Origin of the sequence: Bacillus sp. B25(2016b) (genome assembly GCF_001679765.1) — a bacterium.
GTDB lineage: Bacteria > Bacillota > Bacilli > Bacillales > Bacillaceae_G > Bacillus_A > Bacillus_A thuringiensis_K.
In genome coordinates, this window is sequence record NZ_CP016285.1 from 4,871,996 (window position 1) to 4,890,045 (window position 18,050).

The window sequence follows — 18,050 nt, forward strand, 5'->3', positions numbered from 1 at the left end:
AAAAGGGCTTTTAATGCTTATTTAACAAAATGTTTTACTACTCCATTTAGAGCATAATTTATAAAACACCATGCAGATTTCGGGATACTTAACTCCTCAATTTCTCTATATAATTTCCAATTCATTTTAGCCATTTTAAATTTTTTACTAGAAATAGAATTTTCAACTTTTCTATACTTAGATAAAACTTCATCTAATCCATAAGCATAATGACCTTGTCTTAATATTTTCAGCCATGTTGCAGTATCCTGCCGTGTTCTAATATTAGGCATTTGTACTCTACCTAACTTCTCAATATCCAACATAACCGTTAAACAGCCGATTATTGTATTTTTTAATAATCCATTATAATTAATTTTCTCTGGAACATGCACAAGCTTATCAGTGAGAGTACCATCTTGATTCATAATTTGATAACTCGTAAATGAAAAAGCTATATCATTATTCTGCATAAATTCTAATTGCTTTTCTAGTTTTTTCGGTAGCCATAAGTCATCACTATCTAGGAAAGCTACATACTTTCCTTTTGCATTATTAATGCCAGTATTTCTCGCTATTGCTGCTCCACTGTTTTCTGTCAATTCAATTAACCGAATACGGTTATCTTTTTCAATTTCTTCTTTTATTAATTCACGAGTATTATCCTTTGAAACATCATCTACAATAATCATTTCCCAATTATTATAAGTTTGAGATTGTACGGAATGAATCGTCTCTTTAATAAAGGAACTTGCGTTATAAGATGGTGTAACAATTGAAATAAGAGGTTTAATATCTGATACATTCGAATCAATATCCATTTTTCCACAATACTCCTTTAAAAATCATAATAAGAGCTACTAATGCTAAAACACTAGTAGCTTAGGTAAAACTATATCTAAATATAGACTATTTTGAAGGTAGTATAGACTTTCCACATTTAAATAAAAGGTCATTTTAAATACAACTTAAAAACCTCATTACTATACCTTGTAAATCACAATGCTTTCACATCCCAATTAATCCTCTATATTATTATAAACCTCAAGCATAATCCTTACACTTTCTTTCCAACTGTACTTAGAGTTTACAAGTTCTCTACCTTTTTCTCCAAACTCTTTTCTTAATTCTGGGTTTAATGCTAGTTCATATAACCTCTCAGATAGCTCTTTTGAATTTCCTGCATCGACTAGATATCCAGTTTCCCCATGTAATACGACTTCTGGTAATCCTCCTACATTTGAAGCAACAACTGGAACGGCACAAGCTGAAGCTTCTAAAGCTGCAACCCCAAAGCTTTCTGATAAACTAGGGATGCAAAAGATATCTATTTCATTCAAATAATTAGGAATTTCTACATTTGGAATATTCCCTATAAACTCTACTTGATTTTCTAACTCAAGTTCCTTGACTAATGAATTTAATTCCTCTCGCTGACTTCCCTCACCAATAATAATTAATTTTAAATTATCGGCTATATTATTATATCCCTGGATTTTTAATTTCTTTTTTAATTCACTTACTGCCCGTATTAAATAATCAATCCCATATACCTTCTCTAGTTTTTTTGCAATTCCTATACGAAGCTGATTATTTTCATTATTATTATCATTCACCCTAAATAATTGGGTATCAATACCAAATGGTGTAATGTATATTTCCTTATTATAATCTAAGTATTTTTCTGTCTCTCTTTTCATATCATGGCTTGTTGAAGTAATATATTTTGCATGGCTCAAATTTTTCTTTAATATTCGTCTATTTACTTCCCTTTTATTAGGAAATAAATATACATCACTTCCCCAAACAGAAAGGATTGTTGGTTCAAATTTAGCTAATCGAGCCAAAGTTCCATAACCGCTTGCATAATGTACATGTAAGAAATCTGGGTTATATTTTCTTAATACAGATTTTAAAGCCCATGCATTTAAATAATAACCATATCCCTTTTTAAAAGGTAACACCTCTATCTTGACATTAGAATCTATCCTATCCATATCAGGTTCATGCATAGTGACTAGGGTAACATCAAATTGATTTTCAACTAATGCATTTACCCATCGAACAGTATGAATATTTGATGCAGGGGCTAAATAGCATATTTTTTTCATTATTTTACTCCTTTGAGGTATTTTTTTCGAATTAAACCTCCACTAAATCCTAAGGAAATAATTATCCATTGCATTATACCAATTGCTAAATTATTTTGAATTAACGTTACTTCAAATAATTGATGTATTATTATAGCAATTAAAGCTGCTCCTGAAATTCTAGAATTAGCATAATGACCATAACGACACAGATACAACCAAAGACAATAGAATAAGATTAACAAAAGTCCTACTCCTAATATTCCTGACTGTAATATAATTTCTAGATACATGTTATGCGCTGACATACCACCATTAAATCTCATATCAAAGCTATATCCTAATAATGGATTTTCCATTGCTGAATTCAATAGATCTTTCCAAACAAGCTGTCGTCCAGAGAATAATGATTTCCCTGTTAACTCCAATAACTTACTATTCCATTCCAGTGCAAAGTCATATTCTGGCAATCTAGGATACAAGAAGCTAAATAACATACAAAAAGCTAAAATAACACATATATATATATGTGTTAAAATTTTTCTTTTGCAAAGAAAGTCCCATATATAGTAAGTTATAAAAAAGACAGCAAGACTAATCCAAATGGATCTAGCTTGGCTATAAAAAATTAATATTATTGAAAAGAAAGACACACAAAGAAAATATAAATTACCTATTCGCTCTGTTTTAAAATAATTCACTCTAAATATAAAAAATATATACAAATAGAATACTGTTGCCCCCAAGGTGTTAGGGTTTGTATATAATATATTACTCATTCTTCCATTAGTAGCAACATCTAATATATAACAAATAATCACATATAATATTCCAAATATTGACATATACTTTATTATATTTTCAGTTAAATTATAAATTGTTAAAGAAATAAAAAGTATGTTAATTAACAACAATTCGCTAAATATATAGACACCTTTACTACTTGGATGATCTAGCAAACTAAAGAATGAAGAAATCGTAAAAGCAATAAACACAACATATATATATATTTTTCTCGATCCTACTCTAAAATTAATTGATAGTAAAGATAATAAAAAAAACGCTCCCATACCGAAAATAGACAGTAAACTAAGGAAGCCTAGTTTATCTAAAACCGGTATACCACTATTATTTAAAATAGCACAAATAATAAACATACTCAGTAATATTGATAGTATTTTATTTGATACTTTTTCTACTTCAGTAGAAGAAATAATATTTTCCAATCACTTTTACCCCCAGCATACGATACGACTTAGTATCCTTATAAAAATTTACTCACTTATTATTTTCTTCTCATATTCTGAAACAATTTTATATATCCATATTATAAATACAATACAGCTTAATGAACCAATCAGTGATAACCAAGGTAATAATGTATAGATGTCTTTACTGTAGAAAGGAATAGCTATTATGGTTGATATCGTCATAACGGTTTGAATAAATGAATAAACTAAAGCATTTCTCTGCTTATTTAACACAACAAATGTCTGTACAATGGGTGAACTCATAAAATTAAAAAACAACCAAGGTGATAGTATTTGAACATAGCTTCCAGCCTCTTTCCAACTTTGACCAAAAACAAAACTAAAGATTACGTCTCCCTCAAGCCCCAAAATAAGAAATAATGGAAGCGCAACTAATAACAATCTAAATATAATTTTGTTCATTAATGGTTTAATGGCTTGTTTATCATTATAATATTGAGAAGCTCTATTCAAATAAACTTGTCCTACAGCAGATCCAATAACTGCTAATGGTGCCCTCAATACTTTCCATGCAAATGAATATAATCCTAAAACAGCACTTCCATAAAATATACTGATTAAAAATAATAACCCATTATTCATAATTACATCCATAAATGCATGAATAGAATTATACATTGGCATATCTTTATATTTTTTTGCAACCTTTATTATACTTCTGGAACCTTTTAACTGAAAATTGATTTCAAAAAAGTTATTACTTCTTCGATTCTTTAAGTATATGTAAGATGCTATTACTGACAATATATGTGCAATAACTAATCCAGTACCACCTATTTTATAAAAAGCTATTGATAAGACAGAAAATAGTAGCGTCTGTATTATACGTGAATTACCCATTCCTTTATAATCGTTACTTCTATTGCTTAAATAATAATATGTTTGATATAAACCCGTAAATAAAACAAATATAAACAAACCTAAAAATAACTTATTTCCTTCATTAGAAATACTATTATAAATTAAGGTAGCAAATAATATTATAATAGATATTATTAAACTGGAGAATATGCATAGTTTTTTTAAACTATCAGCTTCTTTTTCATCCTTAGGTAGTAAAATAGCCATTTCATATCTCATTGTAGCAAAAAGGCCTAACGATGTTCCTATTGTCAGAAATAAAGTATATAATCCAAATTCACTTGGGCTATAAACTCTGGTGATAATTGGAGAAAATAAAAATGTAATAGCATGAGCAATTGTAGTACCTGTTAATAACTTCATAGCATTTTTAACAAAATCATTTTTCAACAAATTCTATTCCTCAAATCTTTACTCTTTTTATTTATTATACTCAATCTAAATTTAAGCAATTAGAGAATTTATTACATCATCTAGCACCATCACCAGTGATTACAACTCTAACTGTTTTAATAATAATTTTAAAATCTAAAATTATACTTGCATGATTGATATAATAAACATCTAAGTTTAATTTTTCTTTCGGTGTAATTTCATATCCACCATTGACTTGTGCCCACCCAGTCAATCCTGGTTTGACTTCTAATCTTTTCTTAAACCCAGGTATATCTCTTTCAAATTTTTCCGTAAATATCGGTCTTTCCGGTCTTGGTCCGACAAGAGACATATCACCTTTTAAAATATTAAATAGTTGCGGTAATTCATCAATTCTTGTTTTACGAATAAATAATCCTATTTTTGTAACACGTGGATCATTCTTTTCTGCCCATTTTGCTCCATTTTTTTCTGCATCATTCCGCATGGAGCGTAGTTTAATAACTTTAAATCTCTTCCCATTCAATCCTAATCTTTCTTGCAGATAAAAAGGAGACCCTGGAGATTCTAAAATAATAAGTATACTAAATATCAATATAACAGGCATTAATACAATTAATCCTACTAAAGAAAACATAACATCTAATAAATACTTAATTCCTAAATAGATTTTAGATTGATTACTTTCTACTTGAATAGTTTGAGTATCAGGTGTAATTTGATAATCCCTCGCTATATTTTCACCAGTTTTCATATTCCCTCTCCCCTACAATTATTTGATCGCTTCTTTATGTACTAGTTCAACCATATATTTTATGAGTTGTTCTTTTAGTTCTTTTTGTTGCAGTGCCATTTCAATTGTAGTCCTAATAAACCCAAACTTTTCCCCAACATCATAACGAGTACCTTCAAAGTCATACGCAAACACACGTTGCATTTCATTTAAACGCTGAATCGCATCTGTCAACTGAATTTCTCCGCCAGCACCTGTCTGTTGATCTTCAAGAAACATAAATATTTCCGGTGTTAATACGTAACGACCCATAATCGCTAAATTCGATGGTGCTGTTCCTTCTGCTGGCTTTTCTACAAATTGACGCACTTGATAATTGCGGCCATTTCGCTCAATTGGATCGATAATGCCGTAACGATGTGTTTCATTTTCTGGCACTGTTTGTACACCAATTACAGATGATTTTGTACCTTCATATTGATTCATTAATTGACGCAAGCATGGTGTTTCTGCCTGCACAATATCATCACCAAGTAATACCGCAAATGGCTCATTTCCAATAAATTTACGGGCGCACCACACTGCGTGTCCTAGACCCTTTGGTTCTTTTTGTCTTATGTAATGAATATTAATTTTTGATGAAGCTTGTACTTTTTCAAGCATTTCATACTTCCCTTTTTCTAAGAGATTTTGCTCTAATTCAAAGGAATGATCAAAATGATCTTCAATGGCACGTTTACCTTTTCCAGTAACAATAATAATATCTTCAATTCCTGATTCTATCGCTTCTTCTACTATGTATTGAATTGTTGGTTTATCAACGATAGGTAACATTTCTTTCGGCATCGCTTTCGTTGCTGGTAAAAATCTTGTCCCAAGACCAGCAGCTGGAATTATCGCCTTTCTTACTTTTTTCAAAAATATCCCCCCTACATCCATTTATTCATATGTAGCAATAACAAAAACCCTACCTATAGAGTTATTTTTATAACTCTATAGGTAGAGTTTCTATTAGAAATAAATTATGGGCATCCAACCCATCCTCACGCCATACTCCCGACGACAAGCGTCTAAGGTAGGTTGAAATATAATTTCTACCCACAGCACGACCGAGTGCCTCCGTTGATAACGGTTAGGAGACATCACCAATTTTTATTTAAAAAATACCGAACAATTTTTTGCGGCGAATTTGTTCTGGATCTTCTTTGTAAATTGCCTTCCCGCTAATTAATAAATATGGATTCTCTCTCAAATCACTCATAACACTCATTCCAAATTCTTTCTCAATTAATTCATAGCTTTCTGCTAAATGAAATCCTCTTGAAGTTGTGTTATGTGCATCTGAAGCGACCATATGTGTTAAATTATGTTCTACAAGTTGAAGTGAAAACTTTTTAATTTTTTTACCGAACTTACCTAATAAACTACCTGCTGTTACTTGCGTTAATACGCCTTTATTTACAAGGTTATATAACTTATCTGGCCGCTCGATTAACTCGGCATTACGTTCTGGATGAACGATAATTGGAATCATTCCTTTTACACGTAGTTCATATAATAATTGTTCGGCATAACGTGGTACGTGATTCGATGGGAACTCAATGAATATGTATTTATTTGTTTCATTTAAAGTAACGATTTTACCAGCTTCATAGTCTTCTAATAAATCGCCATATAACCTGACCTCTTGCCCCGGTAAAATAGTAAGCGGGATATTATGTTGTTGTATTTCATCATTTAGTTGTTTTACGTGATGAATAATTGAGGTACGTTCATTTACATATTTACCATTTTGATGATGTGGTGTTGCGACAATGGTATGTATTCCTTCTGAAACGGCTTGTTGTGCCATTGCTAAACTATCTGTTTCTGTCTGTGCACCGTCATCGATACCAGGTAAAATGTGACAATGTAAATCTATCATTTGTTTCATCCTCCCTCTCTCATATAAAAATCTTTTTTCCCTTGAATATGAGATATCGCTCATATTCAAGGGAAAAAAGGAGATATGTTTCAACCATATCTCACTCTTGTAATTAGTTTGCACCGTAATAATAATATAAGCCTTCTTCACGTTCACGATCGTTTAGAACAACACCTAACAATTTACCTTTAGCCGATTCTAACAATCCTTTTGCTTTTACTGCTGTTTCTTTCTCTGTTGATTCACTACGAACAACAAGAATAGAAGCATCACATACATTTGCCATAATTTGCGCATCGGTTACAGCTAAAATTGGTGGCATATCAAAAATAACTAAATCATACATACTGTATGCTTGTCCAAGAAGTTCTTTCATTGATTTTGAACCTAACAATTCTGCCGGGTTTGGTGGGATTGGACCACAAGCTAAAAAGTGTAGATTGTCTACAGATGTCGTTTGTACACATTTTTCTAAACGTTCACTATGTGTTAATACATTCGTGAGTCCAAAAATATTATCTACTTGGAACATTTGATGCATCGCTGGTTTACGCATATCTGCATCAATTAATAATACTTTTTTTCCTTGTTGAGCAAACACAACTGCCATATTCGCTGTCGTTGTCGTTTTCCCTTCACTTGGGTTCGCAGATGTTACCATTAATGAATGTAAATTCGTGTCAACAGCTGCAAATTCAATATTCGTTCGAATATTACGATATTGTTCTGAAATTGGTGATTTCGGTTGTTGATGAGCAATTAATTGACGTCGTTGACGATGATTCTTTTTCTTTTTAAATAAATTAAGAGCCAATTGTTTGTCCCCTCACTTTTCTTGATGATGGAGCGTGTGATTTCACGTTCAATGTTTCTTCATCCATACGAGCTACGATACCTAATACTGGTAAACCAAGTAAATTTTCTACATCTTCTTCTTTTTTCACTGTGTTATCTAAGTATTCGAGTAAGAATGCAAGACCAACTGAAGCCATTAAACCAACAATGAAAGCAATTGCTATATTGAGCATAGGAGCTGGTTTAATCGGAGATTGATTTTCTGCAACTTCTGCTTTAGATATTACTGTTACGTTATCAACGTTCATAATTTTTGCAACTTCGCCTTTAAATACATCTGCAGTTGCATTCGCAATATCACGAGCTATTTTAGGATCTTTATCCTCAGCTGTTACAGCGATTACTTGTGAATCCTTTTCATTCGCAACATTAACCTTTTTTGTTAACTCTTGCGCTGTCATATTTAAATTTAATTTTTCATTCACTTGTTCTAAGATTACTGGGCTTTTAATAATAACCTTATATGTATTCGTTAGTTGAATATTCGTTTGAATTTCACCAGCTTGGAACATTGCCCCTTCTTGTTTCTTCTGGTTAACAAGAATTTGCGTCGAAGATTGATAGATTGGTGTCATAAAGAAGAAGCTAATAATAGCACTTACTATTGCTGCACCAAAGGCAATTACGAGGATCATTGCTAAACGTTTTTTTAAGATATGAAATAACTCTTTTAAACTAATTGTTTCTTCCATAGGTTCCTCCAACTTTCTAAAATTTACACATAGGAAAAATTATAACATATAAATCTTACATTTTTTATTTTTAATAATTCAGTTCTATATTTGTTCACAAGAAACAAGTTTAATCTTACAAAATAATCGTAAATATGACAACACATTCCAATGATTCCTCAAAAATTTTATCATATCATGCTTTTTACAATGTATAACTTGATAAATAATTATCAGAAAACAAAAAAGCCAACAAAAATTTTTGTTGGCTTTTTCATATTTTAGTAATAACCATACTGCTCTTTTTCTTCTCTTTTATCGTTCAAAACAACACCTAGTAGTTTTCCTGATGCTTTATCTAATATTTGTTTCGCTTTTACGATTTTATCTTTTTCCGTCTTTTCACTACGTACAACGAGTACGATTCCATCACATTTATTCGCAAGTATTTGTGCATCTGTAACCGCAAGGACAGGTGGTGTGTCGATTAATATAATATCAAACATGTTATATGCTTCTAGCAACGCCTCGTCCATTGTCCGGCTCCCTAATAGTTCTGCTGGGTTTGGCGGGATTGGACCTGCTGCCATTAAGTATACGTTCTCTATATCTGTTTTTTGAATGCATTGCATAAGTTTTGCTTGTCCTGATAATAAGTTCGTTAACCCATTTGAATTATGAATGGCAAATAAGTTTTGTATCGTCGGCTTACGCAAATCAGCTCCAATTAATAAAACTTTCTTTCCTTGTTGTCCGAAAACAACTGCTAAATTTGCGATTGTTGTTGTTTTCCCATCACCTGGATCTGCTGAAGTAACAATAATAGAACGAACATGATTATCTACAGATGTAAACTCAATGTTTGTACGAATGTTACGGTATTGTTCTGTAATACGCGATTTAGGCTCTTTATGTGTAATTAATTGTCGTAATGGTTTTCTTTTCTTTCTCCCGAACATATTCATAATCTCCTTTTGTGAAATGCGACATTTCCCTTTTCTCTCTTATGCTCGATTTCATACGTCTAATTAATATTCTTGCTGAGTTCCCCACATTTCATCATAATCAATAACCTTCTAATTTGTCTTATTTAAGTACCTTAACAATATGACAATGCCCTTATTTCTTTATTACCTTTATCACTTATCCTATTTTCTAGATAAATAATAAAGTAAGTATATGGTAATTACCATCTATTTACAAGATATTTTCTGATTAGTTTGTATATTATCGTTTCATCGTTATATAGCAGAAATTAAAAAATCCCCTTGTCTTTTCACAAGGAGATTTTTTAGTACTATCTATTCTTTTTTATCACCAATCGCAAATGTAATTTCTGCCTCACATGCAACTTCACCATCTACTGTTGCGATTGCTTTTCCTTTTCCAATTGGGCCGCGTACGCGTGTCATTTCTACTTCTAGACGAAGCTGATCACCTGGGCGTACTTGTTTTTTGAAACGGCAATTGTCGATACCTGCAAAGAAAGCAAGTCTTCCGCGGTTTTCTTCTTTCTTTAATACTGCAACTGCTCCGACTTGTGCTAATGCTTCTACAATAAGTACACCAGGCATAACTGCATAGTCAGGGAAGTGTCCGTTAAAGAATTCTTCGTTTGCGGATACATTTTTAATCCCAACCGCTCTTTTGCCTTCATCTACTTCTAATATTTTATCAACAAGTAAAAATGGATAGCGGTGAGGAATGATTTCTTTAATTTGTTCTATATTTAGCATGTAACAATCGCCCCTTTTGTAATATTGGTCTTACCACTTGGACATATTGCTATTATCCCATTTTGTTTATTGTTTGTCATTACAAAGTAACATTTTATATTTAGCACAACTTCCTAAAAAAAATGCACACACTCTATTCCATTAAAATAGTTGCACATTTTTGCAACTGACACGGAGGTAGAAAAGAGTGTATGCCCAAATTAGGGAAAGGCAATATGTATTGAAACATTATTTGCCTTAATGTCGTATTCGACTCATTATATTATAAACGTTTTCAAATAAGGAAATATTAAATTTAACCATATATATGAATATTTTACCTGTTTCCTTCATATTTCTCTATTTTCCTTCCATTTTCGCAAAAAAACAAAATAAAAAAATATAAAAACGAAAAAAGAACTAAGGCATTAGCCTTAGTTCTTTCAAATTATCTCAAAGCACGCTTTGGTAATCTGTCGATATTCTCTAACATAATACCTGTACCAACCGCAACGCAGTGCATTGGGTTTTCAGCAATTAATACCGGTACTTTTAGTTCTTCTGCTAGAAGCATGTCAATACCGTGTAGTAAAGCTCCACCGCCTGTTAGAATAACACCGCGGTCGATGATATCTGCAGATAATTCTGGTGGTGTGCGCTCTAATACGCCTTTTGCAGCTTGTACAATAACAGCTGCATTTTCTTTTAATGCTTCTGTAATTTCTTCAGAGCATACTGTAATTGTACGTGGTAAGCCTGTTACCATGTCACGTCCGCGAATTTCAAGTTCTTCGCTACGTGCACCTGGGAATACTGTACCAACTTTAATTTTAATATCTTCTGAAGTACGTTCTCCAATTAATAGCTTATACTTACGTTTAATATAGTTTAAGATCTCCATATCAAACTTATCGCCAGCCATTTTGATAGAGGAAGAGGTAACAATATCACCCATAGATAGTACAGCGATATCTGTTGTACCTCCACCAATATCAACAACCATGTTACCGCTTGGTTGGAAGATTTCCATACCAGCACCAACTGCGGCTACTTTTGGTTCTTCTTCTAAAAATACTGTTTTACCACCTGAACGTTCAGCAGCTTCACGAATTGCTTTTTGTTCTACTGATGTAATATTTGTTGGACAACAAATTAAAATACGAGGTTTTGAAAAGAAGCTCTTTACGTCCAATTTGTTAATGAAATACTTTAACATTGCTTCTGTAATTTCGAAGTCTGCGATTACACCATCTTTAAGCGGACGAATTGCTACAATATTACCAGGCGTACGTCCCACCATACTTCTCGCTTCTTCACCGACTGCTAATACTTTACCACTATTACGATCAATTGCCACAACAGATGGCTCGTTTAATACAATACCCTTACCTTTAACATGAATTAATACATTAGCCGTACCTAGGTCAATTCCGATATCTCGCGCAAACATTCCCGTTTTTTCCTCCTCGATATTCAAAATCAGGTTACACCCGAATTCTTTTCACCTAATTTCTGATTTTATCATAAATTTAACAGAAACGTAATATTCGCAAAAAGAATTCTTCTGAAAAATATTACCGAATGTGAACGGAATGTTTGCTACTGTAACATTATTGACGTACAGGCTTCTCTACATCTTCTTTTCTATACTTTTGTTTTGTTGCTTCTCCACCTCTTAAATGACGAATAGACTTATGATAATCAAGAATTTCTTTTACTTCATTTGCGAGCTCTGGATTAATCTCTGGTAGACGTTCTGTTAAATCTTTATGAACTGTACTCTTTGATACCCCAAATTCCTTTGCAATGACACGCACTGTCTTTCTTGTCTCCACGATATACTTACCAATCTTGATAGTTCTCTCTTTGATGTAATCGTGCACACCACTCGCCTCCCTAATTTGGATGTGAGAAGGGTGAAATGAGCCTCGCTGCATACGACTAAGAAGTAAGTGTGAGTGCTGTTTGTAAGCGTTAAACATTCTTGGATTTATAATGAAATGATTCACGATTTCTCACCTCAAACACTCTCTTTGCTTTGGTTTATATCATTGTATTGCCCGCACTACTGATATATGCTACATGTTCACTATTTTTGCGGACTAAGTTAAGAAAAATTACATTTTTTTGTGAGAAATACGTTAACAGTGACTATTTTGGTGAAAAAAAATGACACCTTATATATAAGGCGTCATTCTTCTCTTTCAAACTCTTCTTCTAATAATTGATGGTGGGGAACCTCTTTCTTACCGGCAATATAATAATATAAAGTGAATAAAACAAACAATAAAATAATAGCAGTCGACAGAACAAATAAAAATGACACAGTATCCCCTCCCTTTTGTAATATATATTCGAGAATCTCGTCATTTTTCCTTGTTATTGCAACTTTTTTCTCGAAATTGAGTATTTTTATATGGAAATAAAAAAATCAGCTCCCCTAGTGGGAACTGATTTTTTCACTTTCTTATTCTTGTGAAGAAGAATCGTTAGATGATTCTGTAGAACCATTTGTTGATTTTTCTTCTTTCTTCGGTTCTTCTTTTTTGTCACTAGTTGAACCGCTTGTTGATTTCTCTTCTTTTTGAGATTTGTCTTCTGTTTTACTTTCTGGTTTCGTGCTCGTTGACTTTTCTTCTTTTTGAGATTTGTCATCAGCTTTTTTACCAGAAGCGTTCGTTGCCTTTGCAGCACCTGCATCAGCTTTAATTTCTGTTACTGATTTATTTAAGTAACGTTCAGGGTTCACAGCCACATTGTCTTTACGTACTTCAAAGTGAACGTGAGAACCTGCCTCTTTATTCATTGCACTTAGACCGGATGTTCCTAATACTTCACCTTGTGCAACTCTTGCACCTTTTTCTACTTTCACACTGCCTAAGCTTTGATAAGATACCGCTACACCATTTCCACTATCAACTGTTACAACATAACCAAGAAGTGAATCTTTTTCAGCTTTCGTTACTGTACCACTTAAAGCAGCAGCAACATTGAATTCTTTTCCATTCTTCGCAGCAATGTCAATTCCTTTGTTTGGGGAATATGTGTTGTTATAAAAGACAAGTGCTTTTTCTTGTTCCGCCTCAGTTGCTGCATCTTCATAGAATTTCTTCTGTACGACTACTTCCGCATTCGCGGCAGCTGGCATTTTCACTACTTCTGAAGATTTTGTTACTGGTACTGCTGGATCTTCCGATTGTGTATACGGTGTTGCTTGATCGTGGTTTGGAGTCTTCTTCGGATTAGCTCCTTGGAACCATAGCGCAACCATTAAGATTACCGCTGCACAAGCAATGTATAGTGCCGGAAACACCCATCTTTTTTGAAATAAATGTACTACCTTTTGCGACTTTTTATTATTTCTTCCTCGCATTCCATCATCACCTCAGCAATCATTTTGAACAATATTCACGTATCCTATACAACGTATAACTAATTACTTTTCGACAAAATCTGTAAAGATATGTATGAGAATTGCAAAATTTCCGAGGAAATGATAGAAAAAAGAAAAAACTAAGCACTTTTGGCTCAGTTTTTAATCTAATTGTTTCTTTTTATATACGATTAAACATACAAAGAGCGATATAATAAGCCAAACTGCAACATTTAATACATGCCCACTAATACTACTAAATCCCGCCCCACCTACTAAACTGTTAAGTGCTTTCACAATATGAGATGTTGGAAGATATCCAATCATCGTCTTAATTACTTTATTTTCAACCATCGGCTCAAACTGTACAGCCAAATACATCGTCATTAATATCGGCATTCCAATTATTGATGTTTGTGGTACAGATGCAGCTAACAATCCAATCATTGTTCCAATCACAATAAATAGAATTGTTCCACATAAGAAAATAAATCCTAGCAATAATAGATTTCCACTGAATTGATCCAAAATAAATAAGTTCACAATACAAATGCCCAATGTCAAACATACTGTTAATATACTTTTTCCAATTAGAACTTCAACCGAAGATGCCGGTGATAGCATTAATACACGTAATGTATGTTTTTCTTTTTCTTCTGCAATTATCATAGATTGAACAAAGCCTGCGACAAATAGGAAGGCCGTTATAGTAGTAATGCCTAACATTTCCTTTCCCACTCCAAATCTGCTAAACAAAAATGAAAGTATAATTGGTAAAAATGCCATTAACAACACTTGTGAATTTGTCTTAAAATCTTGTACTTCTTTTCTAAAAATAGCTGATACACGTCTCATTGAAAATGTCATTATAATCCCCTCCCAGTAACTTCAATAAAGATATCGCCTAAAGTTGGTTCGTGTGAATGAATGGATAGTAATTCTCCTTTGTTCATCCATTCTGAAATACGTTTTGCACCTAATTCATCTTTTTGTACTGTTTCTTTCTTCTTATCCTTTAACACGACTTGTATTTGATCTTTCGCGTATTGTAAGCGAAGGTTCTCCGGTGTATCAAGTGCTACAATCTCTCCGCCACACAGGAAGGCAATGCGGTTACAAAGCGTTTCTGCTTCGTCCATGTTGTGAGTCGTTAAGAAAATCGTCGTTCCTTCTTTATTTAAGTCGTTTAAGATTTTATGAATGTTTTGTACGTTTACTGGATCAAGTGCAGATGTTGGTTCGTCTAAGAAGAGGATATCTGGTTTATGAAGGATTGCTCTCGCTAGTGTGACGCGTTGCTTCATTCCCTTTGATAATTTTTTTACTGGTGTTTTTTTATCATCTAATAGATTCACTTGCGCTAGTACTTCATCGATTCGTTCTTTTTTGCAATCATATAAGTCACAAAATAATAATAAGTTATCATAAATGCTAAGTCTCTCATATAAACCGCTGTTATCTGTTAAAATACCAATTCGTTTGTAATCGATGCTACTTGGTCCTGTAATATCTTTCCCTAATACTCTTACCGTTCCAATGCTATGAAGCAATTGAGAAGTTAAAATTTTTACTGTTGTCGTCTTACCAGATCCACTCGGTCCGAGGAATCCGAATATCTCTCCTCGCTTCACCTCAATATTTACATTTCGAAGTGCCGTTTTTCCATCGAAACTTTTCACTACATCTTTCATTTCAATTGCCAATGTCATTTCTTCATCCCCTTTGTTTTTCTTCTTTATAGATGAAAGTCGCTTTAGCGCTTTTCGTTCGTTTGTTTCGCTTTTCTTGACTCAATCATATGAAAAACAAAGGGTTTACGCAGTAAAATACCGGTAAAAGGAGTATTTTTACCGGTGAATGAATCGCATGTTAAGCTTATTGGAGCACTTTTTATAGCCCAATCACGCCTTTTAATTCATCCATGCGTCCTTTCGAAAGCGGGATTGAACTTTTTCTTTCGTCATCCAAAATTAAACTAAAACTATTACGAGTCCACGTAATCACTTCTCGTACTCTTTGTAAATTCACAAGATAAGAGCGGTGACATCTAAAGAAACCAAAACCTGTTAATCTTGCTTCTAGTTCACTTAATGTTAAGGCACATACGAAATCACCTTCACGAACGTGAATATGCGTTACTCCGTTTTGCGTTTCAATGAAATGGATTTCCATCGGATCAAGTAAAATGATTTTATCGTTCACTTTCGCAGGTATTCTTTCTAATTTCATTTGCGGAATCATTTGAATGACTTTTTCTTCACCGACTTCTTCCACTTCCTCTTGCTCAATTTCTATCTTTTTCACACCATCGTTGTTTAATATGTATACATCCTCTGTTAACGAAAGGGCATCCGATAGAAATGATGACGTAATAAAGATTGCCTTTCCTTGCTCTTTCATTTTCATAATTGCTTTTCGAATAATAACCGTACTCTCTATATCTACATTTTGCTCCGGTTCTTCCAAAATGATTAAATCCGGGTTATGAATCATCATTCGTCCAATATGAAGACGACGCTTCTCTGAAAATGATAGTTTTTCTATTTTAACGTTTAGCTTATCTAGGAGACCAACAGACTGCACAACTTCTTCTATACTTATCTTTGATTCATAAAGCCCTATTAAAAACTTAAAGTATTCTTTCACCTTCAAACGATCATATGCCTCATCTTTCAAAAAACAAAAACCGATGCGGGAATAATTTTTCTTTCCAATCACTTCTCCTTCAAACAGTACATTGCCAGTCGAAGCTTCTTCTTCACCAATAATAATGCGGTGTAACACTTTAGCTGTATGATTATTGCATTGCAAAACAATACATTGTCCTTTCTCAACCTTTAGCTCAATTGCCGGTAACTGGTTCGTCTTCCCTAATTGTTTCAACTCTAGTAACGCCATTTCATTTCCCCCAAATGCCTTTTTATCCTATTATATCAAACAGTTAATGGAAAATTATGATATTTTAAACAGAAAAAATAGATGCCAGAGTTCTGACACCTATTTCTTCACCATCAATTTTCCTTCATAATCATTCATCGTCTTTATTTCAACGCCTTTATAGTAATGAGCGACGATATCTGTATATTTCTTTCCTTCCGCTGCCATGCCGTTCGCCCCGTATTGACTCATACCAACGCCGTGACCGAAGCCTTTCGTCGTAACGATGATTTTATCTCCCTGTTGTTTCCACGTGAAATCAGACGAACGTAAATCTAACTTTTCACGAACTTCTTTTCCTGTTAATGTTTTCCCTTGAAAAGCTACATCCTTTACGCGCTTTCCTTCCGTAAGGTCTTTAATATTTCCAATCTTCCCGTCTGCTAGCACTTTCACACCGAGACGTTTTTGAAAATCAGCTACTGTAAATGTTTGCTCGCTCGTAAACTTTGGAGAGGCTTGATCCCACGGACTATCTACACTTTTCAAGTACGGATAATCATTTCCCCAATAGTCAGCTGCATTTTCTGTTCGACCATTACTCGTTGAAAAGAAAGATGCTGAAATTGGTTTTCCATCATACGTTAAAACTTGTCCTGCTGTTTTCGAAACGGCTTCTTCGATTTTCTTCAAATTATTTTCGTAGTTATTGCCCCATTGCTTCTTCAATTCATCTTTGCTTTTGTACACTTGATCTTTCACCGTATCTGTCACGTCCGCATTATTTTTCTTCCCTCCGCTTAGCATACGTTGTACTACAAATGTTCTTGCTGCTAATGCCTGTGCCTTTAGTGCCTCTATTTCAAAACTGGCATTCATCTCAGAAGCTACTACACCTGTCACATACTCCTCCATAGGTAATGATTCTACCTTCTTTTGTTTCTCACGATATACAGCAACTTGAACAGCTGTATCTACTTTTCCTGGAGCTGGTATACTTTCTATCGCTGGAGGAGTTTTAGAGGCCGTTTCTTCCCCTACTTTTGCTTTCGCAAATGGAATAACAAGGGCTGCAGGTACAATAATAACGAGCGCTATTAAGAGCGCTACTGTAATAAAAAGTGGCTTTGAAAATTTCATCCTATTTTCCCCCAATATAAAAGCTTTACTCCATTCATTCTTATGGAACAACTCTTTCTTTTAGAACATACTTAAGGGGAAGAGTATAAAACAGAAATTTTCTAAATATTTTTACTGGTACTTGCATAAGTACAGAATTTATTGACTATAACAGTAATAACCCAAAAAAATAGCCCCTATGTCAAA

At 33.4% G+C, this 18,050-nt stretch carries 19 protein-coding genes; all 19 read right to left on the reverse strand.

Features of this window, described 5'->3' with window-relative positions; genetic code table 11:
- Positions 1-17 precede the first annotated feature (17 nt).
- The 19 genes from BAQ53_RS24980 to spoIID all read right to left on the reverse strand — a co-directional run bounded on the left by BAQ53_RS24980 (position 18) and on the right by spoIID (position 17,864).
- Complete coding sequence (locus BAQ53_RS24980) at positions 18-800, reverse strand: glycosyltransferase family 2 protein (protein WP_208906379.1); 783 nt, start codon at positions 798-800, stop codon at positions 18-20.
- A gap of 198 nt (positions 801-998) precedes the next feature.
- Positions 999-2,090, reverse strand: coding sequence for a glycosyltransferase (locus BAQ53_RS24985; RefSeq protein ID WP_208906380.1), 1,092 nt, complete (start codon positions 2,088-2,090; stop codon positions 999-1,001).
- On the reverse strand, positions 2,090-3,295 hold the full coding sequence (locus BAQ53_RS24990; RefSeq protein WP_208906381.1) for an O-antigen ligase family protein: 1,206 nt from the start codon (positions 3,293-3,295) through the stop codon (positions 2,090-2,092). Before BAQ53_RS24990 ends, BAQ53_RS24985 begins: the two co-directional genes overlap by 1 nt.
- Before the next feature lie 48 nt (positions 3,296-3,343).
- Positions 3,344-4,594: a lipopolysaccharide biosynthesis protein gene (locus BAQ53_RS24995; RefSeq protein WP_244161464.1), complete on the reverse strand. Its 1,251-nt coding sequence runs from the start codon at positions 4,592-4,594 to the stop codon at positions 3,344-3,346.
- 76 nt (positions 4,595-4,670) lie between these two features.
- On the reverse strand, positions 4,671-5,330 hold the full coding sequence (locus BAQ53_RS25000; protein ID WP_017674225.1) for a sugar transferase: 660 nt from the start codon (positions 5,328-5,330) through the stop codon (positions 4,671-4,673).
- 18 nt (positions 5,331-5,348) lie between these two features.
- Positions 5,349-6,227, reverse strand: coding sequence for a UTP--glucose-1-phosphate uridylyltransferase GalU (galU, locus tag BAQ53_RS25005; protein ID WP_000757800.1), 879 nt, complete (start codon positions 6,225-6,227; stop codon positions 5,349-5,351).
- Between the two features lie 238 nt (positions 6,228-6,465).
- Positions 6,466-7,233 carry a tyrosine-protein phosphatase gene (locus BAQ53_RS25010; protein WP_208906382.1) on the reverse strand — a complete coding sequence of 256 codons (768 nt, stop codon included), beginning with the start codon at positions 7,231-7,233 and terminating at the stop codon, positions 6,466-6,468.
- Between the two features lie 112 nt (positions 7,234-7,345).
- A complete protein-coding gene (locus tag BAQ53_RS25015; RefSeq protein WP_001207164.1) occupies positions 7,346-8,047 on the reverse strand; it encodes a CpsD/CapB family tyrosine-protein kinase in 702 nt (233 codons plus the stop codon).
- Positions 8,037-8,780, reverse strand: coding sequence for a YveK family protein (locus BAQ53_RS25020; RefSeq protein WP_098987223.1), 744 nt, complete (start codon positions 8,778-8,780; stop codon positions 8,037-8,039). The genes BAQ53_RS25015 and BAQ53_RS25020 overlap by 11 nt, the downstream gene beginning before the upstream one ends.
- A gap of 260 nt (positions 8,781-9,040) precedes the next feature.
- Entirely contained in the window at positions 9,041-9,718 is a 678-nt protein-coding gene (locus BAQ53_RS25025) for a CpsD/CapB family tyrosine-protein kinase (RefSeq protein WP_000467942.1), read from the reverse strand.
- A gap of 342 nt (positions 9,719-10,060) precedes the next feature.
- Positions 10,061-10,495, reverse strand: coding sequence for a 3-hydroxyacyl-ACP dehydratase FabZ (gene fabZ, locus BAQ53_RS25030; RefSeq protein ID WP_000931959.1), 435 nt, complete (start codon positions 10,493-10,495; stop codon positions 10,061-10,063).
- A gap of 427 nt (positions 10,496-10,922) precedes the next feature.
- Positions 10,923-11,924, reverse strand: a complete 1,002-nt coding sequence (gene mreB / locus BAQ53_RS25035; RefSeq protein ID WP_000457978.1) for a rod shape-determining protein — start codon at positions 11,922-11,924, stop codon at positions 10,923-10,925.
- 160 nt (positions 11,925-12,084) lie between these two features.
- A complete protein-coding gene (gene spoIIID, locus BAQ53_RS25040) occupies positions 12,085-12,357 on the reverse strand; it encodes a sporulation transcriptional regulator SpoIIID (RefSeq protein WP_000544012.1) in 273 nt (90 codons plus the stop codon).
- 308 nt (positions 12,358-12,665) lie between these two features.
- Positions 12,666-12,800 (reverse strand): hypothetical protein, encoded by a 135-nt coding sequence (locus tag BAQ53_RS25045; RefSeq protein WP_000008901.1) that lies wholly within the window; start codon positions 12,798-12,800, stop codon positions 12,666-12,668.
- A 141-nt stretch (positions 12,801-12,941) separates the two neighbouring features.
- Positions 12,942-13,847, reverse strand: a complete 906-nt coding sequence (gene spoIIQ / locus BAQ53_RS25050; protein WP_001214926.1) for a stage II sporulation protein SpoIIQ — start codon at positions 13,845-13,847, stop codon at positions 12,942-12,944.
- A gap of 162 nt (positions 13,848-14,009) precedes the next feature.
- Entirely contained in the window at positions 14,010-14,714 is a 705-nt protein-coding gene (locus tag BAQ53_RS25055; protein WP_202822387.1) for an ABC transporter permease, read from the reverse strand.
- The gene (locus BAQ53_RS25060; RefSeq protein ID WP_208906383.1) at positions 14,714-15,556 is read right to left on the reverse strand and encodes an ABC transporter ATP-binding protein; all 843 of its coding nucleotides are present in this window, start codon (positions 15,554-15,556) and stop codon (positions 14,714-14,716) included. Before BAQ53_RS25060 ends, BAQ53_RS25055 begins: the two co-directional genes overlap by 1 nt.
- A 181-nt stretch (positions 15,557-15,737) precedes the next feature.
- The gene (locus BAQ53_RS25065) at positions 15,738-16,745 is read right to left on the reverse strand and encodes a LytTR family transcriptional regulator DNA-binding domain-containing protein (RefSeq protein ID WP_001185928.1); all 1,008 of its coding nucleotides are present in this window, start codon (positions 16,743-16,745) and stop codon (positions 15,738-15,740) included.
- A 99-nt stretch (positions 16,746-16,844) separates the two neighbouring features.
- Entirely contained in the window at positions 16,845-17,864 is a 1,020-nt protein-coding gene (gene spoIID / locus BAQ53_RS25070) for a stage II sporulation protein D (protein ID WP_000672650.1), read from the reverse strand.
- Between the last annotated feature and the right edge of the window lie 186 nt (positions 17,865-18,050).